The organism is Pseudocitrobacter faecalis (assembly GCF_965231525.1).
In the GTDB taxonomy this organism is placed as follows: Bacteria; Pseudomonadota; Gammaproteobacteria; order Enterobacterales; family Enterobacteriaceae; genus Pseudocitrobacter; species Pseudocitrobacter faecalis.
On sequence record NZ_CBDDNJ010000001.1, the window covers coordinates 29,997 to 53,139 of the forward strand.

A 23,143-nucleotide genomic window follows, 5' to 3' on the forward strand; every position below is an offset into this window, starting at 1 on the left:
ACTCTCCCTGTATTAAAAGTTGGGGGCAAAATCAGTGGAAACGTTGAGGAACTGCTTCGCCAGGTCATCCTGGCTGATAAAGCCATACGAGACGGGTTTGACCGCCCCGCTTTTAGGGTCGGCCAGCATCAGCGCCGGGAAGTAACGAATACCCAGCCGGCTGGCCTGTCCACCGTCCATTCGGGTATCCGGCAGAAGTGGATTCACGATACCGTCCACGGAGACCGGAATGACGCTGAGGTGATACGTTTCGCGGAAGTTTTTAATGACCTGAACCAGCTGGCCGTCGATCGGGTCCTGTCCGCGGTAGAAGAACATCACGCCATAGTGCTGAGCCAGCGTTTCAATGGCGCGGCGCTGGTCGGCAAAGTCCGCCGCCAGTTGGTTACGAACGGTGCCGTTGTAGTGGCTGTGCTGCAGGTTGTAGTCCAGCTCCGGGTGAGCAAGCATCGCTTTTTTAGCACTCATTGAGAACAGCCCGGCCTGCTGCGTCCAGTAGTTTTGCAACCTGAAATAACGGGTGAAATTTTCCACGCCTGGATAAAGGATGGCTTCGTACATTGCGCGTTTAGTAGCCTGCTGCAGCATGGCAAGCTTATCCATAATGTCGGGCTGTGCGACAGCCGGGGCCGAAGGCGAAGCCACCTGCTCATCGTTCGGCTTCTTCATGGGTTCGTTGTACCACTGCCAGCCCGCGTCTTTTGCCTGAACACTCAGACTCAGAACCAGTAACGAGCTGAGTAAAGAAATAATCCTTTTCATGCCGTCTCCTTACTGACTCTTCAGCTGGGCAGCGATCTGCTCACGGATACGCTGAGTCAGGGCGTTGTTATCCGGGATGTTCTGATTATTCTGTAGATCTTCATAGAAGTTGGTGAAATCCAGTTTATCGAACTTGATTTGCTGCAGTTCTGTTTGCGTTATGCCACGGCAATCAGGGCTCTTGGCCTTTCCGAAACCTATGTGCAACTGTCCGTTACGCCCCTGCTGCTGGACTATCTGCGCCAGTTTAGAGTCGAACTGGCAATACCCGCGTTTCTTCTCGAGGCAAACACCCAGCACTTTTTTCGAGCAGAACTCTCCAACGCTGACGGTCAGTTTTTTCTCTTTCGCCTTACCCAACGCTTTCTCTTCAGTGCTGCAGCTCGCCAGCCCCACATCCTGTCCCCAGCCAGAGTCCTTGCAGCAATTGCTAAAGCCGGCCGCAAACTTCTTGCAGAACTTCGCACTGCCTGTAAAGGCACGCACATTGGCCGCGTTTAATTCGGCAACATCTTTGCCGGCAGCGGCGAGAGCTGCGAGTGCCGATACTACTGGCGCAAAGTCATTATTTTTACCGTTCTGCGCGCGTTCACAATCGCCATCCAGGCAGAAAGTGTCACCGCCACATATCATCACCTGGCCGGAAGTACGAGTTTCACAGGAGTACGTCGCGTATTCATGCAGGCAGCCGCTGCCGTCTTCTGCAGTAAAGGCGCAGGTGCGTGAGGCAAGCGTACAGGCCGGATTGTTCATGTAGGTTTTGCATGTGCCATTGTCAGCAGACTGGGTCATATATGTGTCTTTGTACTTCCAGCATGCCTGGGTAACCTGGTAGGACTTGCCCTCAACCACGACAGTCTTAGTACTGCCCGGTTCAATACACTCAGTTTTCTTGAGCGTACCTTCGCTTTTGCTAAACGGGCAGGATTCACCCCATTCCACTCTCGGTATCCATACCCGGCTTTTCACCTGCATATACAACTTCAGCGTCATAGTGGAACTGCCGTTCAGGAAGCTGTTATAGATATGATCATCAACCGTTCCGATACAGCTGCCATTTCCGCTACAGCTTGTTCCTGACAGGAACTGGCCTTCTGATAATCGCATTCCAGCCGCACCTGACAAAGAAACCGTATTTGACTGACCGGTCAGCAGACTGGAGTTAAAAGTTGTATTAAGCAGGTTCATTTTTGAATTCAGAAATGCATAGCCCGCTTTTATTGTCAGGCTCCCACTGAGGATCAGCCCTTCCTGCGGGGCTGTGAAGCTAAAGACGATCTGCTTGCCGGAGCGACTAAAATTAAATGAAGTAACGGTGTAGGTTTTATTCTCAGTGGTTTCCTTCCAGTCACCGGTGATACTGGCGGTCCTGGTACAGGCCTGCTCAACCAGAAGGTCGCGCTCACAGGTATAGTTAGTGAACTCACTGCGATTAATATTCTGCGCAGAGCATTGCGTTTGACCGGTCTTTCCAATGATAGTATCCGCGCGGGATTGCACGTCTTTACTGGCCTGTACGAACGGTGCGTCAGGAGAAATGGTCTCTTTAGGGTTATTAATGAAGGAATCGGTGACCGCCCTGGTTGCTTCGTTCGTCGTCCAGGTCTGCGTTCCATCGGCCTTCAGCGCACCATCTCCGCTGGCGGTCACCCCACCGTAGTATTTTTTCTCCGTTGGCGATGCCGTGTAACCAGGAAGTGTGGCGGTCGGGTTGAAATTCTTCAGGCTACTCTCTCCCTGCCCCTTAATCTGATGCGCGTAATCCGATCCTGCTTTGTATTGTGCATCTGCGTCAGCCCGGACAGACAAACTGTTAAGAACCGTCATACCAGCCAGCATGAATGATATTAGTGTCATCCCTCTCATTTTGACTCTCCCGCCTGAAGCAACTGCTGCGCCTGTTCCCGGCATTCACCTTTTTCTACGACTTTCTTCAGTGCCTGCTTCAAATGTATGTTGCCGCGAACAACGTCATGCCCTGACGCGCAATACACCACCAGGGTCGGCACGCTGCTAATGCTGAACTCGCGAAAACGTGTCGGGTCAATGGAGATGCCTGTTGTCGTGCCGTCTTTAACCAGCGCCGTAACGGCGTTGGCGGTTGTAGCCATATCATTCTTTACCATGCCACGCAGCGTGGCCGGAATGCTGAATGTTCTGGCCTCAGCCAGCATCCGTTTCAGACCTGATGGCGGGATTGAAAAAGAAACAAAATAGAGCGCACCATAATCTGGTTTTTCCTGGTTCGCCCCCTGCTGTTTTTTTTTCAGCTCGCCAATAAAACGCGTATCGTCATCGGAGAGGGGGTTCTGGCGAACCTGCTGCTCAAGCATCTGACGCAATGGGGCATTGTCTTGCTGTCTCAGTTGATGGCTGAACGATTCCTGTTGACGGATAAAAGCCTGATTAGCCGCATCCTCATCAGCCAGCACCGTAGCGCTGGCAGTGCATGCCAGCAGTGCCACAGTTAGTCGGGTAAGCATGTGTATATCCTCAGAGATAGACGCAGTTACGTTTGCGCCACATTACGTAGCCAAAGTTTTTTCGGGTGGATGGTGGATTTCGCCCGGTCTCCCAGCGCATCACCGTTCGCCCCAGCGGATGGCACTGGGCAACATCCGGGAACATATTCACCATCTGATATCGCCAGCGTTCTTTGGGCATGATAGGCGACGGATATTCGTAGCAGACCGCCACGTCGGCCCCAACGCTCTCCAGAATTTGTCCCTGCCGATGCAGCTTGAATGCCATACGCTCACTGACCAGAACAGAAGACTGGAGCGGACTGGACTCGTTACTCACCCAGCCGTTGAAGGGATACATTGAACCCTGAGAGCCGGCACACCAGAACAATGCATCAATCGGTTTACCCGCTGCGCTGGCAATGGCATCTGCCGCGCAGGCACCCTGTGCTATTGGATTGGCAAAAATAACCGCTTCCGGGTTCAGGATTGACGTTAGCTCGCTGTCACCCCAGGTGGGATCAATCTCTGAGAGGTAAGCAATATCCATATCACCTCCCTGAAGACAGCCGAGAGAAGTGATGATATTGAGCCAGTAGGTCAGCGGATATTTGTACCAGTGGACGTGATAAAACGCGCCGTTGACCTGCTTATCATCCTTCTTCGCGGTGCCCATCCCCATCTTGCCGAGATTGATGGAGAATCCGCCCAAATTCACCATGCAGCCAGGTGAGCGAGTGACATCCGTCATGGCCATCGGTTCCCAATAGCCAATGGCCAGACCGATGCGCTGAAATATCGGCGGGGGCATTGGGCAAATCTGAACCGGACTCGATGGATTTGCGGTATCCGGCAAGTCACCGCCGGTGACCTGCGAACTACCCAGTGACAGCGGAAACATACAACGCCAGCAGATATCCGTAACAGGGTTAACAAAACGGCCTTCACAGGCCACATCGGAAGCCCGTGCCGCCTGGCCCATGCCGAGCATTAATAGACCGAAAATCAATAAAAGAGCGCGTCTCACTGTGCCCCCCGACTGTCATATTGCGTCATTGACGCTGGAATGATTTCAACCTGAAGGCGTAGCCCGCTGGGCGCTGCAGTAACGCGGGCCGGTACCGCGCTGATACCAAAACGAGTTGTCAGTGCACCGTTCTGGTCAAAGAAAATCCGGCGGTCCAGCTTGTCGGATGTTTCGGGAATATCGCCCCGGACTAAGATGATGCGGGATATTAATGTGTCCGGTTTCTGTCGTTGTACCCAGGTAATCTGATCCGGGTCGTCGGCATTAATGAAGTAAAGAGTCTCGTTAAACGGCACTATTTCCAATGGATTGAATACCTGCCCCGACCGGGCAAATATCCTCCCCTGATGGTCCGCCAGATCCTTATCCACCCTGACACTCGGATCAAACCAGCGCCGCTCATAACGGGTGGCCTGCCTGATACCGTCAACCGGTGGAGGACGCTGGCTGTTGCGTACCACACGCTCCTTAAATTCCGCCATCTTTTTGTCCATCTCGCCGGACTGCTGTAACGCCTGCAGGCGGGTTTCAATAACTGTCAGCATATCCGGTTCATCAACCGGCCAGAGATCGCCCCATGTTCCCAAATCAGTGGCCATCACACTGCGACTCAGCAGTATCAGGCCCAGGGCAAATATCGCCTTCAGGGTTCCTCCTTCATCCTGCGGGCCACGTCGTTCTGGATCTCCCGGGTAATATCCGGCGCCCCCTGCACCACGGCAGGCGCGACAAGGATGAGGGCACGATGGCGGACCTGCCAGTCTCTGAGGCTGGCCTCCAGTGACGCGTTAAAGCGGTCTGAGAGAGCTTTTGTCTGCGCCTCGTCCAGCGAACGGCGACCGGCGCTGTCAAAGAAGGCATCCACTGTGGATTTCATGTTGAAGGCCACAACCACAGGACGGTTAAGCTGGCAGACCAGCCAGCTGACGCCTGCGCCCGCAGCCAGCGTGCCGGCAATCAGCGCGGCGTTAATGAGTACGTTTTTTTTCATGAGATGGTCTTCCCTTCGTGCTCGTGAAGCCAGCGCTCCAGCGCGGCCATTTCCGGCCCGGATTTTTTCCACGCCAGCTCCCAGACGGCTTCGTGAATACTCAGCCCCTCCCGGCGTCGCTGCTGCAGAAACTCAAAGTCCGGACCGTCCGAGGAGTACATTGCCCGACTGAGTGGATCGACGAACAGGCGGTGCCAGGACGTCAGGTGTTCAACCGACAGCATAAAGCTGCTGAACCAGTTGTCCTTCGCGCTGCCAAACCCCTTAATCATGTCGCGTTGCAGCTGCGAATACTGGTCCGGGTACAGCTGGTTGTACTTGGCGAACTCTTTAGCCGACTGCTTGAGGATAATTTTGTAGGACGAGTTACCCCATGCCGCGCGGGCGGCGCTGGAGGCCGTTTCTGAGTCAAAATCGACGATGTTCTGCGTAATGGTGATGTACGAACCGGTATGGCGGCGGGCGGTACGGTAGCCCTTCTCGATAAACGCCCCGACCTTGTTATTTTTGAAGTCCAGCAGGCGCCAGCCTTCATCTATCACGTTGAGCTTCTTCAGGCTGCGCGGCGTACGGTACATGCGGTTCTCAATGTAGAGAATGAGCGAGAACATTACCGCCACCAGAAGGGACGGCCTGTCCTCCAGTCCGCCGAGTTCAAGCACCACCATCCGGGCTTCATCCTTCAGGGACGGTTCGTCGGAGTTGAAGTAGCTGCCGTACACCCCGTCGCGGGTGTACTGAGTCAGCAACACCACCATCTCATCGAGGCGACTGCGGATGGTCGGCGATCCGCTGTACTCCTCGCTGTCGCGGGCCATCACCAGGTAGCCCACCACGTCGTCAATTCGCGCCTGGTTTTTCTTCGTAAGCCAGGTGGCCTTCACCGCCTTGAGCAGCAGACCTTCGTGCACCTCGTCCAGGTTGCCGTTGGGGCTGGCCATCACGGACAGCTGGTCCCGCAGGCGTTCTGCCATCTCATCGATGGTATCGTCGGTGACGTTAGCGAACGGGTTAAACTTCAGCGTCTCGCCGTCGAGGTAGACACCGCCCATGTTCTCGCAAAGTGACTTATAGCCGTCGCCCATGTCGAACACCACGGCGAAGCCGCCGGAGTCGATGACGCTGCGTATCAGGGGCTGGATAAGCCCGGTTTTCCCCGCGCCGGAGGTGCCGCACACCGCCATATTAAAGTTGGTGTTACCCATGCCGCGGCTGAACAGGTCGATAAACGCCAGCTGGTTGCGGTAGGTCGGCGCCAGCAGGCCGGAAGTGGCCAGCGGGCTGTCCGCCACCACCGGCATCAGATTGGCGACATTAAAGCTTTCGGCGCGCTGCAGCACGCCAGACTCGCGCAGCTGCTTAAAGAGGCCGCCGCCCGCCATAAACGGCAGATTCACGAGAAAATTGCGCATATGGTTAAAGCGTGGGGAAATCAGCTCGAAGCCATTTTTACGGAAGCTGTTCAGCACGTCCTGCTCGACCTTCAGCGCAGTTTCCTGGTCATCGCGGCAGAAGAGGGTCATGTTCAGAAAATAGCTCACCAGCGAGGACTGCCCGGACGACAGGCGCTGGCGCAGATCGCCCCACTCTTTTGCCTCCTGCGCCACGCCCGGGAAGAACTTGGCGTAGCTGGTCTTGGACTTCTTCTCAAGATCCATGAACTTCAGGTTGGCCTCGTTCTGCGCCTTCACCTGGTCTTCCACGCTAAGGACCAGCGTCAGGATAAACGGACACGAAACGGACAGTTCCGGGTTGAGAAGGTTGCTGTAGTTGTCGGCCGTATTCCAGAGGAAGGCCAGCTCCGGATTTTTGGTCAGCTGAAAGTTCATGATGCGCGCGGTGCTGTTGCGACCGTTACCGCGCAGCCCCAGCGTCATGTAGTCGGCCTTCACCTTCAGATCAAAGGTATCGTCCACGCACTGGTAGTTCAGATCCTTGAGCGGGTCCAGTTCCCGTTCGGTGGGATATAGCGCATCCGGGTTGTGGTTAATCATTTCGCCCGCAATGCGGATAAAGGCATCCGCATCCACGCTGCGGGTGGCTATCTGCGCCCCCTGCAGCGAGGCGCGGATGATTTTGACCTGGTTTTCCATTTCCATCACGCTGGCCTTACTTCCGCGCTTACGGGGGACGCAGCAGGAGATGTACACACGGTAGTTACGCAGGGTCAGCGGCAGGTTGAGGTGATCGGGTAGCGGGAACCCTTCTTCTGCGGCCCTGAGATAGTAGGCGCGGGTGATGGCGTTGAACGTATCGGCCTTTTCCCCCGTCCAGGAAAGCTCGCGCAGGCCATACTCGATATCCTGACCGACCAGATGGCTGGACACCAGGTGAACGGCCACCGGCACCTCGCGGGGCAGCTTGGTGCGCATCAGGTTTTCCAGCGACGACACGATCGTTTCGTTAGCGCCGTTGATGGGCTGCGCCTCAAGCATAAAGCCCATCGTCTTCTCGTTCATGAAGAGGCCGGTTTCCGCATCGTAGTCGCGGTACGGCAGCACGCGGCTGAACTGCGGGAAGCGCATCTGCCCGAGGACATCGTTCGCCTCAGAGGACGCATCGGGCATCTTCAGCGCCGTCAGCAGCGAGTTGACCGTGCGGGTCACGGTATCCAGTGGATTACTCACGGTTGCCTCCGGGATTCAGCGTAATCCTGGTGCTGCAGTTATCAAAGATGGCTTGTATCCGCTTTTTACCGTCTTCATTGTCATACTGATCTTTGATCTGGCTGACGTCAGACTGAGCCATAAAAATGCGAACCATCTGCGCCATAGATTCCGTTTTACCTTCTCCTGTCTTTCCTACTACCATGAAATTCCCTGATTTTTTTGACTGCGTCATCGTTCACCTCAAATACTGTTTTTGTTGTATTTCCAGAACCCGCTGGCATTCCGTACAGGTACGTACGCCCGGGATAGCCTGCTGCCGCCTGAGGGGGATGCGATTGCCACAGCATTCGCACCGGTTGCGGCTTTTGCCCTCCAGGCAGGATCGCTGCCTCGCGGCCTGTATATGAAGCTGGTTCAGCAATTCGTCCTGCTCCTGCAGGAGATCGAGTTCGTCTGCCATCAACGCTCCCTGCTCACACTGTCCGGACACGCTACCGCCCATCCCTTTTCACGTTTCAGGGTACGCGTGATAACGACAGATTGTTAAAATGGACGCCACACGCGGTGGCGGTTCAGGATTCAGTTAACGCGCGGGGTTCCCCACGCTGAGGGTTTCACAACAAAAAACACCCGCGTCGGCTGGTGATAAACGTCCTGCGTATCGATATAGGGCGCGATCCACAGCCCGGCCGTCTTTTCACCGACGCGAAGCGGCCTCGGGTCCACGATGGACTCGCGCCCTGGCGGCGGCGCAATAACCGGCGTGACCGTGGAGAGCGGTGCCCGTGAGGCTGAGTGCGGCTGCGGGCGGGGGAGTGCCGGTGCGCCCGTCAGGGGTGTATTTCTGGATGCGACGGTATGCACCGATTCAGCCGGCAGCGTAAGGGGCTGCACGGAACGAGTCCGGAAATTACCCTCAGCCAGGCGCGGCAGCGATGTCGCACCCGGCTTTACCGCGCTGGCCTCCTCCAGTCGTTTAGCTTTCTCATTGGCCTGCTCGATGGTCATGCAGGTATCGGATGTCGTCGCGTTACACTCAAAATCGCTCGTTGTACCGGCACATCCCGACAGCGTCAGGAGACTGGCCAGCGTGAGCGCAACAGGCACTGTCTTGTTCATTTGCGGTTCCTTTACGTGGGGTTATTGTGAGTCGGCCTTCGGCATAAACTGGCTCTGGTTAAGCTTGCCCAACTGGTTGAGCATCTGATCGGTACTGAACCCGTTCATGCCGCCCTGCGGGACTGACGGTGGCAGAACCGGACTGCGGTCGTTGTCCTCCGCTTTGCTTTTGTCATTCTCGTGCGCCAGCTCTTCAATGGTTTTGAGCTGAAAACCGTCCTGAAAGACAACGGTCACTTCGTTACCCGCCCCAATCGGGATGACGGGGTGATACTGCTCTGCGCGTTTGATGTAGTAGTCGCTGAGGGTCTGAGCGGCTTTGGAGGCTCCGCCGCCAATCCCCATCTTCATCACGTCACCCGCGCCGAGTGATGCCGTGGCACCGAGTCCGACCGAAGGCTGAGACGCGGACTGCACGCCCTGACCGATGCCGTCAATAAAACCCGCCCCCCAGGCCCAGCCGAGGATTTTGCCGTTTCGCATCACCACCTCGCCTTTGATGCCGTTCTTTCCCCGGAAGCTCACGTGTCCGGCTATAGGCTGGTCGATGGTGACGCCGTGCTTCAGGCAGCTGATGTTGCGGGTGCGTACGATGGCGCGTTCGCTGGACACGTCGCCCCAGGCCTCAAGCCCGATAAAGCAGCCGGTGAGGTCGTAGCTATTGCTGTTGGGCATTTCCACCCTGCCCGTGATGCGCAGTTGCATCGGCACCGTGGACTCGTTACCGGTTACGGAGGCATTGGCGTCAGCCCCCTCAATCAGCATCGATTTGGCGAAGCTGCCCGACGGGATGTACGGCAGGGACGGACCTTTGCTCTCGTCGCTGCGGGCAAAAGACTGCCGGCGCAGCTGGTTGGGTACGGGGATGGACTGGTACTGTATTTGCGCCGGCGGCGTGGCGCCGTTACCCGGATAAAACGCGGTCGGCGGCGGGACTGCCCCCGTCTGCGTCGGGAAACCGGTTGGCTGCGGCTCACCTTCAGGCCCCGGCGCAGGCGTTGGCGGCTGCGGGGCCGGCTCACCCGATGCGGTGACTGGTTTCGCCCCCAGCGCGCTGACCTGAGCGGAAAGCGCCGCGTTGTCCTGGTTAAGCTTGTCAATCTGGTGCTGGTAGCCTGCCTGCCCCTTGCTGAGCAGCTCAAGCTCGCGTCGCATTTCGGCATACTGCTTCTGCATCTCGGAGGCGGTAGCCTGCATTTCGGTCGTGGCATGCTGCTGCACCTTCTGGTCAAAGGTGCTGTCAACCACGCCGGTCATATCGGGCGCAGGCTCGTCGGCGGCTGCCACATCGCTGCTGCCCTCGTAGCGTGCATCCGCCAGATACCAGCCGCCGCCGCCCACCACGCCTACGGTCGCCAGCACAATACCCAGCCAGATAAACTGCTTGCGCTTCACCACTGAGTTAATGCTGGCCATCAGCCGCACCTCCGCTACTGATAATGAAGACCTGCAGGGCACCACCCGCCATCAGCTGACGCGAGGCTTCACCGAACAGCACGCCGCGAATGCCGCTCTGCCAGAAGTCGCTTTCCGCGATGTTGCGGGCCATACCGGTATTGTTGGTAACGCGATAGCGCACCACCTTAAGGTGGTTGCCCACCCAGACGCGCTCCGGGACTGCAGATAGTCCGGCGGGAGCGGTGAGGGCTTCATGTGTGACGGGAATGGCCTGCCAGCCGGACGGAAGCTGCCCGCCCAGCAGATGCTGGCTCAGGGAAACCAGCGTGGCCTCGTAGGGGGAAGACTCTTCCCAGGTGCGCGCCGCTTCGCCCGTGCCGGACAGCTCGCTGACCAGCTGGATGGTTCGCCCCGCGCCCGCACGTGGCACGGCCTGTACCGAGAAGTTGAGGCCGCGTTCGGTTTCCAGAATGAACGTGAAGGGCTTTTTGTTGAGGGTGCTGACAATCACTCCCCCGCTTGCCGTCTGTTCCTGGCGTGTCAGCTCACCGTCGAGGCTGGTCAGGGCCGTCACGCGGTCACCTGCGACCGTAAAAAGGTTCGGGTCGGTATTGCTGACCGCGATGCTGGCCTGTCCGCCGTTCGTCAACGGGACAATCGTGGCAGAAAGCGCAGCAGGTGCGGCGACCGTCTGACCGGAAGCGAGCATCAGCAACGCCAGCAGCGCACGGCGACTATTTTTGTTCATCGGTGATTTCTCCGAAGTGACTGAGCCAGCTGATGCCGTCCTCACGCTCGAACTTGAGAACGTACTGTTTCAGCTCGGGATACGGTTTCGAGTCGCCTATCCAGGTCTTCAGCTGGCCGCGCACGTCCACGCGGCTGCTTGCCGGATAAACCTTCACGCTGGTCATATAGAAAGACGAGTTAACGTTGTTGTCCTTAATGCGCTTCGCATCCTCAGCAAGCCGGATTTTCAGCTCGTTCTGCGCTGCGGGTTTGACATAGGTCAGCAACTGCTCATGAGAGGCATCAACGGTCTCCGGGGTGACATTGAGGCGAAGGGCGATAAGCGACAGGGCCATCTGTTGCAGGTAGGAGGCATCTGCCTGGTTCTGCGACACGGCAAACGGCGCGTTGAAAAGCATTGGTGTGACGATAGACTTCTGCTCATTCTGAAGGCGGTAGTTGTTGACGGCCTGAATAACATTGGTGGTGATGCTTCCCAGAATAACCACCCCCATGGCAATAAAGCCGATGGCAATAACCCGCTGTGTACTTAATCGTGCTCCGTGTTCCATCTGATTATTCCTGTCTATTTAATCCACTGGCGGTAGCATGAGTCGGGCACATCATGAAAAATCCCCCTCAGCAGTGAGGTGGGCATATACCAGTAGACCAGATCCCGCAGCCATGAACTGCCCCGCCCTTTCTTGAGCTTTTTAATTCCGAGATAGGCCAGTACGGCAGCGATGATTCCGGGAATATAATGCTGGGTCCAGAATCCCCACCCCAGGCAGATAATGGCCGGAATAAGTTCATCCACAGGAAGGCCAAACCAGCGACTCTGATTCGTCAGGGTTTCGGGAAAGCGATATTTTTTGAGAGATTCATCTGCCATATATGTTCCGTCTCCGGTACAGCTGGCAGTATGGAAATACCTGCCAGCCGGATTACAGGCAAAGCCCTCCCGTGAATGCTCGTGAAGGGCATTCAGAATTAAACCGGAATTTAATAGTCGGAAGTGGCTCTGAACAGCTGTCGCTGGTTATTAGTATCCTGCGACAGACATACCTACCGTGACGAATACGGACAAGATCGCAAAGCCCGCCAGGAACTTGAGGTTCTTGGTCGTCATATACATCACGGCCCCTACCAGGACTTCGGCAAGAATAACCCACTTAACCACGCTTGAATCTTTACCAAATGTTCCTTTAACGGTTGCATCGCCGCTGGACATCAAATCTTTACCCGTAGTCGAGGCCAGAACCGTTTCAGGGAAAAACACAGCAATTGCCGCAATAGGTAATGCATACTTAACAGCTTTCAGCAAACCCGTTTTACTGAATTTTTTCTTCAGTGAACATGGTTCAACTGAGTTAACAACACTAATTTCAGTCATTTTTTTAATCCTTTAATGTCTTGTCAGATACCATTAAAACCAACATCATTTAGTCAAAGTTATTGGGTATCACCTCCACCATCTCTGCGTTGTAAAAATCGGGAAATTTGGTCAAGTGATCATGAAGTCTTTCTCTGACTTCATACGTCTTACACCACCCGGTACGATTTTTGGCATTAATTAATTTCAGGTTGGTATCATCATCAAACCTGACTGTCACATAGACTTCTCGTTGAAAGTCGGGGTTATCCATCACTCTGAACATAGGGAAACGATTCAGATGATCTTTAATTCTGAAAAAAACCTCAAAGCCACGACTCCTCCCACTTCTGGCAACAGCAGCACTTAAAAGAGCTTCTGTTTCGGAATCAAGTCTTACCCGGACTGTATTTCCCAGAGCCGGGGAACTGCTATATCTCTTCATATCCCCCCCTTTCATGTATTTGTGTTTAGACATAATACAATCTAGGAGGGGTCCGAGAGCAGCCTCTAAAGGTCACTCATTTTTTAACATTAACGCAACATCAAGCTTTATATATATTTGGAATATTATTACTTTTACTAAATTGAGCATTAATCAGTTCGAAAGCATACATCTGAATACCATGTAAGTAGGAATTAGACTGCAAATAAATAATCATTGAATCCCGGCCATAGATACCCATTAAGGAGTATGACTTTGAGATCCTATTCTTGGAAGTTCCAACCCCAACACCTAGAAGTTTAGCTATAAACTCATGGCTAAATCCGGAAAAATAGAGACAAAATGTTTTGTACACACCCGGCTCCAAAACCAGGGCCGGATTAAGTGAGTCTTTTATCTTTAACTTAGTATTTTCGATAGACCTAAGACTTCCCCCGCTAAAAACAAGATCTTTGACAAAAGACCAGACAATGAATGACTCAGACTCAGATTTTATTACCTGAAAGAGTATATACCAATGAAAAGTATCATCGATGATTACGCTCTTTATAACGGTCATTTGTGGGTTAGCCTGTGCATCAAGCTCTTTATTAAGAATGGCACACTGAAGCTCAAACGGTAGCTTTCCAAACCAGAAGGAAGCTTCGTACTCACTTCCCTTTATGTATTCAGAAAAAAGAGAGTTGGAGAAAACAAACTCACCATGGGAATTCCTTATACATACAGGAACTTCCATTTGTGAGAAGATCTCAAAACAGGAATGGATTTGTGGTGATTGACTCAAATCTGAATAACGCATAAGATCACGCGCACTCATATAACCTCCTTGGTAGGTTTAGTGGGTAGCTGGTACACAGGGGCCTTATCCCTGTGTACCAGCGAATCAGTAATTAAATTACTGACTATCAAATTTTATTTAAGCACGAATAAAATATAACAATATTTAAGCTGCTTGTCATGCCAAAAGATGACCTTTCATGCATTTATTCTTCCATATCCTCATCATCTTCCTTAGGAAAGAAATGGGATATGATTTCTTCAGTATCTTCTCGTATAGTAGCAACCATCTCTTTAAACACAAATATATCATTTCCCTCCAGATGAGGGCTTAGTGAAACCATTCCCAACAACTTGCTAGATATTAGCTGTGTTTTTAAAACGTTTTCTAGTAAAGTTTTGTTGAAATGCATCTGATTAAAAGACGATGACTTTCTTTCCATCTGAGCTTCATAAACTCGCAGTCCAAGTTCGAGCAACATCGATGCAATACTGGAATAGCTGACATCTTTTTCCTTAGCACCTTCAGCACGTCTTTGCTCTGCAATAGCATTAATTTTCTCTGCAACATTATCGTTTATGTACACCTGAATCTTAGCCATAACGTTCCTTAATAAATCCTCTCATAAACATGTTTATTTAACATCTATTTTTTTTGGAAATTTTGACGACACGCCAAGGGGAATTAAGCGAATCCCTTCGCAAATCGTTATGCATGCAATGACGAATCTAATATAGATTCATGGGGTATGCAACTTGATGTTATTAAAAAAATAGCCTCTACGGATTCGTCATGGATTCATCAACGACTCTATCCGATTCACTTACGACTCATAAATAATTCCATTATGGAACTGAGTGGAATTATAAAGATGTAAGTTAGTGATTTGAAAGGCCAATCAGCAAAATTTTAATTTTGCGTGGGGTGTGGTGCTTTTGGTGGTGAGGAGTGCATATTAGTTGAGTCTAGGCATGGGATGGGTTAACGTATTTCCGGCACTGACTTTCGGAGAAAGATATGAAACGGATAGCAGCCATTCTAATGGCTTTCTTTTTTTCAGGTTCGCTGCATGCAGCTGACTGTTTTGAACTTGCAGGAAGAGATTACAAAATAGATCCTGACCTGTTGCGTGCGATATCCTGGAATGAGTCAAACTTCCGGGTAAACGTAAAGGGTTACAATCCGGTATCCGGTTTCGGCTCAGGACTCATGCAGGTTGATTCGCAACATTTCAATGAACTCGCGCGTTATGGAATTACGCCGCAGCAACTTCTGGAAGATCCATGCATGAATATTTACACCGGAGCTTATTATCTTGCCATCGCGTTTAAAAAGTGGGGGACAAATTGGCAGGCAGTCGGAGCATATAATGCTGGATTCAAACAGTCAGATACGCAGGCGTTAAGGCGATACAGCTATGCAACTAAAATCGAGGCAACGTATAAAGCTATCAAAGAGAATCGTAAGCGAGAGCGAAACGCAACCCGATAGAAACAGAGTCTCATTAAGAGAGTCTGTTTCTATCGGGATATCAACCGTAACTAACATACCAATCTGGATTAAAATCCAAATGTTAAAGCTAATATGGATTGAACTGGTATTACGGCGTAAGTCTTATCGACAGACTAAACGAGATTTTGACAAAAATGGCACACATTGAAAAAATCGAGTTATGTAGACATTTACTAAGACATATGACTTCCCATTGGCATTTGGGCGCTGAATTTAAAATTTCATCAGAGCGTTTCATGTTCAAATCAGGTAATCATTCCAAGATGTCTTTCAAATCAAACACACAATTTTGAATCGAATTGTCGATGAACGTAAGGATGGGTATCTCCCACCAGGGGGAAAGTTACTACAACTTTTTAAAATACTATCCGGTTGCAGACATCCTCCACAGGCTACGAATCCATGTTAATACCTACATTCGGAATCATCTTGCGACGTTTTGCAGACTAACAGGTGACATTCACTTCGGCGTTTCTTTGCAGAAATCTACCTCTACTCTCCCTAAGTCAAATTTCGTATAAATAGCAGCCAGGAAAAAAGGTCAATGACTAAAGCTAATAGGCATATCTGATCATGGGAATTGAGGGCGTTCAGCTTAAATTTTATTGCATAAAGCGTCAGTGAGCCAAAAAGGACAGTGTTAACAAGGTGCAGCGATATTTTTCGGGGGCACAAAAGTCTGAGCTAATATTGCAGACTCAACGTTACACCCACAGGGTTCTGGACTACCTGGAAAATAACACAAACGTGATGAAGTTCACATAATGAGCAGTTCGACACTAAGGGCGTAACCGCATATGAAGCCATCTTTGTTCAGTTTTCCCATCTTTTGGAAGATTTTTGGTGGCGGTGTTGACCTTGATCTTTCGGGGGCCGCCCTGAACGTATCCACCTCTGGAAGTTTATCCATCTTTCGGTGAGTTCCTGGCGGCAAGGGTAAAGTAGCTCCGTCGAAGGGAGGATAACAAAGGGGCGGAGACAAAAAGCTTTCCTCCGGAAAAGTTTTTGTCGCAGTTCATATACCCCTTGTTAGACGACCCGGCGGTGCTACGCCAACCCGACCGACGGGTACTCACTGAAAGATGGCATTCCTGAGTTGATGAGGGCGAACCTCTTCGCCACGTCGGTAAGACGTGGCGTCTCTGTAGTGCCGGTTCTTTGCCGGCACGGTTAATGCGGCTCGACCGGGACGGTCGCTGCAAGCATGCCTTTGACGTTCTCCATCGGACACTAGCGAATAGCCCGAAACCCGTAGGGGTTCGGCGGAGCCTGGCGGGTGCGTCAGCAGCTGCCTGGCGGAGTGTGGCCTGACGACCTGGCGCGCTTGCGCGACGGGGAGCCGAAGGTGGCCGGGTTAGTAGCCTTTTTGGTTTGAAACAGAGAAAACAGCATAATTATCAAGGAAAGCGATACGACAGGAAGGAACAACAGGATACAACAGTCAAAGACCGATTACACAGGAAACACTCGCGCCGGAATAAAGTAGCCAGCGCGTCAGCGCAGCCTGCTTATTCTGCGCCACAGGCGCGCGGCTTTTAGGGCCATAGGCAGGGTGGCCCCCCTGCCCTTCTGGATAGCTATGCTGTGTCATTTATACAGCGCAAAAATTCGCGCATGGCACTGATACGGCGCTGATCGTCCAGCCGCTTACCAAAGTTGTTGATGTAGTACACAGGCGTATACCGCACCCTGTTTAACTGCATAGTCAGCGTATTGCCCGTGACCACCTCGGCAGGAATACCCAGCAGGGAAAGCTGAATAAACGCCATATCGGCCGCAACAGGATCAATATCGATGCAGCTTCCGAACATATGTTCAGACGGGTTATAGCCCGCCTCCAGCAGATATTCCGCATACGCCACAATCATTCCCGCCGCACCGCTTGCCGGATCGCTGACGGTCACGAATCCCTCACGGCGTATCGTTTCGTCGACGTCCGGCATCAGCAGCCTCGCCAGCAGTGACTGGACGTGATACGGCGTGAAATACTGTCCATTCCGGTCGTCGCCAAGCTCAAGCTCCATGAAGATCGCGCCGAGGAAGTCGTGGAATTTGGCCTCCAGTGCGCAGACCATCAGGCAGAAGAGCGTATGCAGGTTGCTGATATCGCTCTCGCTGTACTTCGCGCAGATTTCACGGCTGTGCTCAATATTCTCCGGCGTTCTTATCCGCGCCATATCCAGCTCGCTGGCGGCCAGCGTGATAAAGTCGCTGAACACCTCCCAGCGGCGCAGGCTGCGGGCGGTATCCCTGAACACGCTGATAAACTGGCGCCGGGCCTGGTCGATTGTCATCATCCGGTGCGGTATCGGCTGCGCATTCACGGTGGGCAATACGGGTTTAGCGGGTGTTACTGGTGCGGCTTCTCTCGCCTGATCAAAGAAGCTGGCAAAACTGAGTTGAGACATAGTTCCTCCTTAAATGCCGCCCCGTAAGGAGCGGCTCAGTTATCAGTTAAATGCCCGCTTCAGTTCGAGCGTGCGTAAAACCTGCCCCCATTCACTCCCGCGCATGGCTGGAATACGAACGGCGCGCCCCTTCTTCAGGCAGTGCGCTATGTGACGGCCCAGCGCCCGCATTTCGGCGCTGATTTCGTCACGGTCGATATCACTGCGTTTAATACGCACCTGTTTTCTAACAGGTGAGTTTTCCGCCTCAAGCATCTGGACATACAGGGCGGTAGGTGTAACAATCGACGCTCTACTGAAATGATTCATACATGTTTCCTTTTAGTTGAGGCCGGATTCGTAGTTTCGACGCTGAGAATCCGGCGGGATATGGCAGACGAAAGTCTGCCTTTTTCATTTCTGGCTCTGAATTTCCTCCTTAACGCGTGCCAGAATCTCCGCGTGGTCAAGGTTGCTGTAGTCACGCATCCGGTAATAACGGATACCGATCCGCGCGTAGATTTCGGTCACATTGCCGCAGACCATTTCCGCCAGCATGAAGGTTTCACACTCGCCGTTCTCACTGCTGCGCCAGTTCATCGGGTACATCAGGCCCAGCGCATCATGAAAAGCGTGCACGTCGATTTCGACGGGCGCGGTCAGAAATGACTTTTCGCGGCTCAGCCAGTACGCGCGTTCGGCCTCACTGGTCGTGTAAATACCGCGGTCAGCGCTGGATTCGGTCAGATTTAAGTGCATGGTTATCTCCTTCTTTTGGGGTAAATGGCGGCATTCACTGCCGCCGTGGGTTGTTCTGGTCAGCAGGTTTCTACATCGAGCATCGCCACCGCAAAATTCATACTGTCTTTCAGGTGCTTACTCGCATACTCCCACGCAGCCACACCCGTATCACCGTAGCCACGGATCACACAGGCTTTCGCCTGTAACCACGGCTGGACAACATGAAACGAGACAAGCGGTGTCACGGAGCGCCAGTTGAGTACCCCCTCTTTGTGAACGTTTTCGCTCATGGCATACAGGATGCCGAATACCTGCTCTGCTTCTTCGTCCTCTGAGAGTTGCAACTCCCAGACGCCCCGCAACCGCGAGAGATATGCTTTTTGCTCAGCAATAACACAGGCCAGTCGGGCTTTTGGGTCTGTACCCCATCTTCCGGAAGATTCGGCAGCGGCGGTTTTGACGTTTTGTGTGTGCATTCTGGTTTTCTCCTGTTCTGGTGATGTTTCCATCTCCCGGTGAGTTCGTTGCGGCAAGGGCCGAGGAGCAACGGCGACGGACGAAACGACAGGGGCGGCGACGGAAAGTTTTTGCCTGCAAAAAGTTTCTGGCGACGTGCATTTCACCCCTGTTGGGGCGGCTGGCGCTGGTGCTACGAATACGCCCTCCGCAGGGAACCATCCGGGAGGTGGTTCACCGGAGGGCGGGAGAATGCACACACCCCGGAACGTGAATCGCCGCAGGCGAATCGCGGTCCGGTCAAATGAGCAGGTGCGGGTTTATCGCAACTGCGGTGAAAGCGGCGTGGCCGGAACGGCCGCAGCAAGCGTGGGGGGTTGACCTTCTCCATCGGACACTAGCGAATAGCCCGAAACCCGGAGGGGTTCGGCGGAGCCTGGCGGGTGCGTGAGCAGCTGCCCGGCGGAGTGTGGCCTGACGACCTGGCGCGCTTGCGCGACGGGGAGCCGAAGGTGGCCGGGTTAGTCGCCTTTCTGGTTTGAAACAGCGCAAATCAGGAGGAAAGCGGTATAGCTAAGCGGAAAAGTGGTACGAAAATGACGAAAACTGGAAAAATGGCAGGAAGGAAATGGGATGTAATCTGGTGCTCAGAGAAGCAATTCAGAGTGGAGGATTGGAGGCGCTGAGCGCCTCTCCCCCGCCCTTCCAGCTGGGCGCCCTGCAGCAGGTTGTTCATGCCAGGCCAGACAGGGAAAAGGGCCTCCCTGCGAACAGGGAAGCCCTTCTAAAAGCGCTTGTGGCAATGGTTCGACAACATACGAAGCTCTGAAAAGGCGGGGTTACCCCCGCCTTACAGGTTGCTACTTACCGGATTCGTAGGCCATGAAAGCCGCCACCTCCCTGTCTCCGTCCCGGTACCGGATTTCGCAGAGCGATTTCCGTGTCAGGAAGGTGAATGCCAGTAGTGTTAAACACACTATCAGTACGCACCAGATAAGGGGACTGCGTGGTAGCTTCATAGCCTTCTTCTCCTTGCCTTTCGGCGGGTAAGCGGCTAATCTAGATGTGTCTAGCATGTAGATGAGCCTCGGGTTAATTTGAAAAAATTACTCGGGGCTTTCTTCTTTCTGCCTCACAACACTGGTACAAACCACCGGAACATCATGAGGCAAAAAGCCTCAAGCGCCGAAGCCATTATACCTTTCCTCACCTTGTCTGCCCAGGTATATCCGGCAAATGCCGATAAATTTCATTCGTAAAGTCCGGATCGCTATTCGTCTATGCACAGACGAATATACATATGTCACCCGTTCTAAAATTTCATTCTAATTGCCATCTCGACAACTCTTTTTCTGACGATGTTCCTCATGATATTTTTTGCCTTGCTTACATTCAAATTCAAAGTTCAGCTTCCGCATACATACGCTGTTATTGACTCAAATCAAAGGGAATCGTGTTTCGAAAAAAAGCCCCTGAATTTATCGGGGCGGATGATATAAATCAAAAATAGCGATACGGAGGTACGATAAATTCATTGAAACACACAACACATTGAATAACATCGATTAAATTCAATGACTATCTACCAGATGGGGGTTCAGCCCATGTTTGAATCTATGATGAAAAAGGTTAAAAAAGAAGCGTGGTTATGGGTCTTAGTTTGCGCCGCAATGCCCTTGAGCACATCAGCACAAATAAACGGAACTATTTCCATTCGTGGACAAATTGTTAGTTCACCCTGCATGATACAAACGACCAACAACGAAGCTAATATGTTATGCACCAGAAATGGAGAAAAACACATTTATTCTCTCAACAATGAACACGTATCTTTAGCTCAGAATGAAACAATAATAAAGAAACTTAAGACGACCGTTATAAACGATAGGGTCTATCTGACCAGTATTTTCTATCGTTGAAAAGTCGCTTCTCTGTCAGTAGAGAAGCGACTGAATAATACCTTTATGTCCTGAAGCTTCCGGCTATCCCGTCAAAAATGTAGCCGTCCCGGTCAAGCTGGTTAGTCCTGATAAGAACATTGCTGATTTGCGTGAAACAATATTTCTGGAACTGACGCAGTAGCTCCACTCGTTGTGCACTTCCAGAAATGAGCAACATTTTCCAGTGTGAACTCACCGCACCAGGGCTACAAAGCACCAGGCTAAAACGCCCATGGGAAGGCCAGAACCTGACCTGCACGGGATACAGCCCGCCGAACTCCTGCTGATATTCAGCGGCGGCATGCCAGCCATTCGGTATAATCAGGTCTGCGATGACCGATTCAGACAATGCACGACGAGCAATAAATCCCTTTCGACGCTGATGTTCCAGTTCCTCCGCACACATATTTTCAATAGACATCGTAATTCCGCCAGGTATGTCAAAATTCAGAGACTGTTATTCTTGGTTATCTTCGCCTCCAGAACATCCAGCCACTGAACAGAATCATAGCACCGCACAGCAGCGCCAGATTCGGCAAGATGGTGTCCAATGAGCTGCTGAAAATTTCATCGGGGTTATGATCTCCCCAGAATTCCAGCTTGTATCCGATACCCCAGATAAAAAACCCCAGACCTGAAGCCACAATTCCCCACTTAAGGAGAAACAAGATCACGTTGTCCAGCATACCTGGCGGATCGCGCCAGGTGATAACCAGCGCAATCAGGGAACAGATTGCCATCCCGGCATAGTACGCCGTGCTTTCAAACATCTCCGGTGCCGCATAATGTATAACCAGCGTAAACAGGCCATTTAACAGCGCGATCAGTATCCAGAATCTCATGTCTAAATTATCCTTTTTAAGCACCCTGCCAAACGTATTCTGGCAGGATATAATATCAGACTCAGTGAGGCGACTTTCCCCGAAAATAATCCGGTCGCGCCGTCAGTTCCCGCTCAATAAGTTCATCGGCAAAAAGCGGGGCAGCCCGGTTAATACGTTTTTCAAGATTACGCCTGCGGGTTGCCGCCTTACGTTCATCGCTCCAGCGGCGAATCGGTGTGTCACAGAGAAAATCCACGCAGACGGCATAACCTGCACCCGGAACCCACAGGGACATAACGGATGCGGGCGCTGACGCCCCCGCTTCCACCACCTCACATGCCAGTTCATACGGACCAGGGCACGGTTTATGCGCCAGCTTCCAGCGCAGCGAGTAACGCCACTTCATACCCGCTCCCGTATTGTCAGCTTGTTCGGTACCATCCAGCGCTCCAGTTGACGGACAGCTTCAGAACTCTCACTTGCCAGCGCCGCCGATTCAACCATGACGGTCCAGAAAGGCTGGTTCGTCATCATCCAGCGCTCCATTGGCTCAAGTGACGGGAAACGCTCACTCCAGCGCCAGAACATTTCCTCCAGGTCGTACTGGCGCAGTTCAGTACCCGACCAGCGTGCGCTCCAGCTGCTGACCGTCTCCGGGGTATGAAAAGCCAGCTCGATCTCCGCCTGCCCCGCCAGCGCCTGATACGCTGTTTCGCGCTGGCACGCCTCTTTTCGGCGCTGGCGGGTGTATTTTTCGGCGCTCAGTTCACTTTGCCTGCGCCGGCGCTCTGACGTCTGAAACTTCGTTTCCGGGAACAGTCGCCAGCCGTCCGACACCGACAGGGGTAACCAGCAACATGCGCCACGGCTTTCAATCAGCCGATCAATCGCTGCCAGCCAGTCCTGCTTTTTCCCCCGCAGGTTCTGTGCTGTCATCCCCGGAGAAAACCAGCCGATATCTTTTACGGTGACACGTTTGCTACCGTTCAGGATGCGGAAGAAGGCATGGGCGTAGGCAAACTCAGCAATATGAACGCCACGCTCATATTTCTTCTCCACTTCTGCGATGGCCTGCATTGCAGCACGACGCTCATGACTCAGGGGTACCAGTGACATACTCGTCGGGATCATTGTGCACCCTCCATCGCCAGGACACTGATAATGCTGGCCTGACTGTAGCCATCGGCATCGAGGCTCGCTGTCAGACTGAGAGTATGAGAAATAGCCTCCGGCGAATATGCAGGCAGGGTGCTGATAACAGAAAACGGGCGACCGCTGGCGGGAACGAACACCACCATCCACACCGGACTGATGGCACCTGGACTGCACACAGCAATATGGTAGTTGCCGTGCGGGGGCGTAAAGCGGACCTGCACGGGGAAGAAGCCGCCGAACTCGCTGCGGTACTCGCCGTTCACATCCCAGTGTTCAGGGCAGGACAGGTCACGCATGACGGCGTGGGTCAGTTCGCGGCGGAAGTCTTCGCCGCTGTCCCGCCAGTCCTCAAACTCATCACAGGACATCGTTTTCAGTACATCGGGGGTCAGAATAGTGCGCATGGATATCTCCTTATTGCCGCCCCGCAGGGCGG

The 23,143-nt window shown here is 52.8% G+C and carries 29 protein-coding genes and 1 pseudogene; 1 reads left to right on the plus strand and 29 read right to left on the minus strand.

What is annotated here, in order from left to right:
* Positions 1-12 precede the first annotated feature (12 nt).
* From traF to traM, 18 genes are all read right to left on the minus strand, one after another.
* A complete protein-coding gene (traF, locus tag ACOXYR_RS00140; protein WP_415728445.1) occupies positions 13-762 on the minus strand; it encodes a type-F conjugative transfer system pilin assembly protein TraF in 750 nt (249 codons plus the stop codon).
* Positions 763-771: 9 nt separating this feature from the next.
* Entirely contained in the window at positions 772-2,619 is a 1,848-nt protein-coding gene (gene traN, locus ACOXYR_RS00145) for a type-F conjugative transfer system mating-pair stabilization protein TraN (RefSeq protein WP_421356535.1), read from the minus strand.
* A 5-nt stretch (positions 2,620-2,624) separates the two neighbouring features.
* Positions 2,625-3,245, minus strand: coding sequence for a type-F conjugative transfer system pilin assembly protein TrbC (gene trbC / locus ACOXYR_RS00150; protein ID WP_415728447.1), 621 nt, complete (start codon positions 3,243-3,245; stop codon positions 2,625-2,627).
* Between the two features lie 10 nt (positions 3,246-3,255).
* Positions 3,256-4,215, minus strand: coding sequence for a conjugal transfer pilus assembly protein TraU (gene traU / locus ACOXYR_RS00155; protein WP_415728488.1), 960 nt, complete (start codon positions 4,213-4,215; stop codon positions 3,256-3,258).
* Between the two features lie 32 nt (positions 4,216-4,247).
* A complete protein-coding gene (gene traW / locus ACOXYR_RS00160) occupies positions 4,248-4,898 on the minus strand; it encodes a type-F conjugative transfer system protein TraW (RefSeq protein ID WP_350437399.1) in 651 nt (216 codons plus the stop codon).
* Positions 4,895-5,242 (minus strand): type-F conjugative transfer system protein TrbI, encoded by a 348-nt coding sequence (gene trbI, locus ACOXYR_RS00165; RefSeq protein ID WP_350437397.1) that lies wholly within the window; start codon positions 5,240-5,242, stop codon positions 4,895-4,897. The genes traW and trbI overlap by 4 nt, the downstream gene beginning before the upstream one ends.
* A complete protein-coding gene (traC, locus tag ACOXYR_RS00170; protein WP_421356536.1) occupies positions 5,239-7,869 on the minus strand; it encodes a type IV secretion system protein TraC in 2,631 nt (876 codons plus the stop codon). Before traC ends, trbI begins: the two co-directional genes overlap by 4 nt.
* Complete coding sequence (locus tag ACOXYR_RS00175) at positions 7,862-8,083, minus strand: hypothetical protein (protein WP_350437485.1); 222 nt, start codon at positions 8,081-8,083, stop codon at positions 7,862-7,864. The genes traC and ACOXYR_RS00175 overlap by 8 nt, the downstream gene beginning before the upstream one ends.
* Before the next feature lie 3 nt (positions 8,084-8,086).
* Entirely contained in the window at positions 8,087-8,311 is a 225-nt protein-coding gene (locus ACOXYR_RS00180) for a TraR/DksA C4-type zinc finger protein (protein ID WP_415728449.1), read from the minus strand.
* Positions 8,312-8,430: 119 nt separating this feature from the next.
* The gene (gene traV, locus ACOXYR_RS00185; protein ID WP_415728450.1) at positions 8,431-8,970 is read right to left on the minus strand and encodes a type IV conjugative transfer system lipoprotein TraV; all 540 of its coding nucleotides are present in this window, start codon (positions 8,968-8,970) and stop codon (positions 8,431-8,433) included.
* A 21-nt stretch (positions 8,971-8,991) separates the two neighbouring features.
* Positions 8,992-10,386 (minus strand): F-type conjugal transfer pilus assembly protein TraB, encoded by a 1,395-nt coding sequence (traB, locus tag ACOXYR_RS00190; protein ID WP_415728451.1) that lies wholly within the window; start codon positions 10,384-10,386, stop codon positions 8,992-8,994.
* Positions 10,373-11,116: a type-F conjugative transfer system secretin TraK gene (gene traK / locus ACOXYR_RS00195; RefSeq protein WP_415728452.1), complete on the minus strand. Its 744-nt coding sequence runs from the start codon at positions 11,114-11,116 to the stop codon at positions 10,373-10,375. Before traK ends, traB begins: the two co-directional genes overlap by 14 nt.
* Entirely contained in the window at positions 11,103-11,669 is a 567-nt protein-coding gene (gene traE / locus ACOXYR_RS00200; protein WP_415728453.1) for a type IV conjugative transfer system protein TraE, read from the minus strand. The genes traK and traE overlap by 14 nt, the downstream gene beginning before the upstream one ends.
* Before the next feature lie 14 nt (positions 11,670-11,683).
* The gene (traL, locus tag ACOXYR_RS00205; protein WP_045911931.1) at positions 11,684-11,989 is read right to left on the minus strand and encodes a type IV conjugative transfer system protein TraL; all 306 of its coding nucleotides are present in this window, start codon (positions 11,987-11,989) and stop codon (positions 11,684-11,686) included.
* A 150-nt stretch (positions 11,990-12,139) separates the two neighbouring features.
* Entirely contained in the window at positions 12,140-12,490 is a 351-nt protein-coding gene (gene traA / locus ACOXYR_RS00210; protein WP_350437406.1) for a type IV conjugative transfer system pilin TraA, read from the minus strand.
* A gap of 49 nt (positions 12,491-12,539) precedes the next feature.
* Positions 12,540-12,914, minus strand: a complete 375-nt coding sequence (locus ACOXYR_RS00215; protein WP_350437405.1) for a TraY domain-containing protein — start codon at positions 12,912-12,914, stop codon at positions 12,540-12,542.
* A gap of 100 nt (positions 12,915-13,014) precedes the next feature.
* Positions 13,015-13,731, minus strand: coding sequence for a hypothetical protein (locus tag ACOXYR_RS00220; RefSeq protein WP_415728454.1), 717 nt, complete (start codon positions 13,729-13,731; stop codon positions 13,015-13,017).
* Positions 13,732-13,897: 166 nt separating this feature from the next.
* Entirely contained in the window at positions 13,898-14,293 is a 396-nt protein-coding gene (gene traM / locus ACOXYR_RS00225) for a conjugal transfer relaxosome DNA-binding protein TraM (RefSeq protein ID WP_421356537.1), read from the minus strand.
* A 416-nt stretch (positions 14,294-14,709) separates the two neighbouring features.
* Between traM and ACOXYR_RS00230 the strand changes: the two genes are divergently transcribed.
* Positions 14,710-15,183 (plus strand): transglycosylase SLT domain-containing protein, encoded by a 474-nt coding sequence (locus ACOXYR_RS00230; RefSeq protein ID WP_415728455.1) that lies wholly within the window; start codon positions 14,710-14,712, stop codon positions 15,181-15,183.
* A gap of 1,598 nt (positions 15,184-16,781) precedes the next feature.
* Here the strand turns inward: ACOXYR_RS00230 and ACOXYR_RS00235 are convergent.
* From ACOXYR_RS00235 to psiB (ACOXYR_RS00285), 11 genes and pseudogenes are all read right to left on the minus strand, one after another.
* Positions 16,782-17,612, minus strand: coding sequence for an N-6 DNA methylase (locus ACOXYR_RS00235; protein WP_350437437.1), 831 nt, complete (start codon positions 17,610-17,612; stop codon positions 16,782-16,784).
* Positions 17,613-17,654: 42 nt separating this feature from the next.
* Entirely contained in the window at positions 17,655-17,867 is a 213-nt protein-coding gene (locus ACOXYR_RS00240) for a hypothetical protein (RefSeq protein ID WP_350437438.1), read from the minus strand.
* A gap of 138 nt (positions 17,868-18,005) precedes the next feature.
* On the minus strand, positions 18,006-18,350 hold the full coding sequence (locus ACOXYR_RS00245) for a hypothetical protein (protein WP_315713200.1): 345 nt from the start codon (positions 18,348-18,350) through the stop codon (positions 18,006-18,008).
* A 59-nt stretch (positions 18,351-18,409) separates the two neighbouring features.
* Positions 18,410-18,808, minus strand: a complete 399-nt coding sequence (locus tag ACOXYR_RS00250) for an ammonia monooxygenase (protein ID WP_315713202.1) — start codon at positions 18,806-18,808, stop codon at positions 18,410-18,412.
* A gap of 840 nt (positions 18,809-19,648) precedes the next feature.
* A complete protein-coding gene (locus ACOXYR_RS00255; protein WP_275541184.1) occupies positions 19,649-19,771 on the minus strand; it encodes a type I toxin-antitoxin system Hok/Gef family toxin in 123 nt (40 codons plus the stop codon).
* Positions 19,716-19,847, minus strand: a pseudogene (locus ACOXYR_RS00260) (DUF5431 family protein); the annotation flags it as partial. The pseudogene ACOXYR_RS00260 and the gene ACOXYR_RS00255, both read right to left, overlap by 56 nt.
* A 903-nt stretch (positions 19,848-20,750) precedes the next feature.
* Entirely contained in the window at positions 20,751-21,149 is a 399-nt protein-coding gene (gene psiB, locus ACOXYR_RS00265) for a conjugation system SOS inhibitor PsiB (RefSeq protein ID WP_415728456.1), read from the minus strand.
* Positions 21,150-21,195: 46 nt separating this feature from the next.
* Positions 21,196-21,570, minus strand: a complete 375-nt coding sequence (locus tag ACOXYR_RS00270) for a hypothetical protein (protein ID WP_415728457.1) — start codon at positions 21,568-21,570, stop codon at positions 21,196-21,198.
* 61 nt (positions 21,571-21,631) lie between these two features.
* Positions 21,632-21,958 (minus strand): theronine dehydrogenase, encoded by a 327-nt coding sequence (locus ACOXYR_RS00275; RefSeq protein ID WP_415728458.1) that lies wholly within the window; start codon positions 21,956-21,958, stop codon positions 21,632-21,634.
* Positions 21,955-22,683, minus strand: a complete 729-nt coding sequence (locus ACOXYR_RS00280; protein WP_415728459.1) for a plasmid SOS inhibition protein A — start codon at positions 22,681-22,683, stop codon at positions 21,955-21,957. The genes ACOXYR_RS00275 and ACOXYR_RS00280 overlap by 4 nt, the downstream gene beginning before the upstream one ends.
* Positions 22,680-23,111 carry a conjugation system SOS inhibitor PsiB gene (gene psiB, locus ACOXYR_RS00285; RefSeq protein WP_415728460.1) on the minus strand — a complete coding sequence of 144 codons (432 nt, stop codon included), beginning with the start codon at positions 23,109-23,111 and terminating at the stop codon, positions 22,680-22,682. Before psiB (ACOXYR_RS00285) ends, ACOXYR_RS00280 begins: the two co-directional genes overlap by 4 nt.
* Between the last annotated feature and the right edge of the window lie 32 nt (positions 23,112-23,143).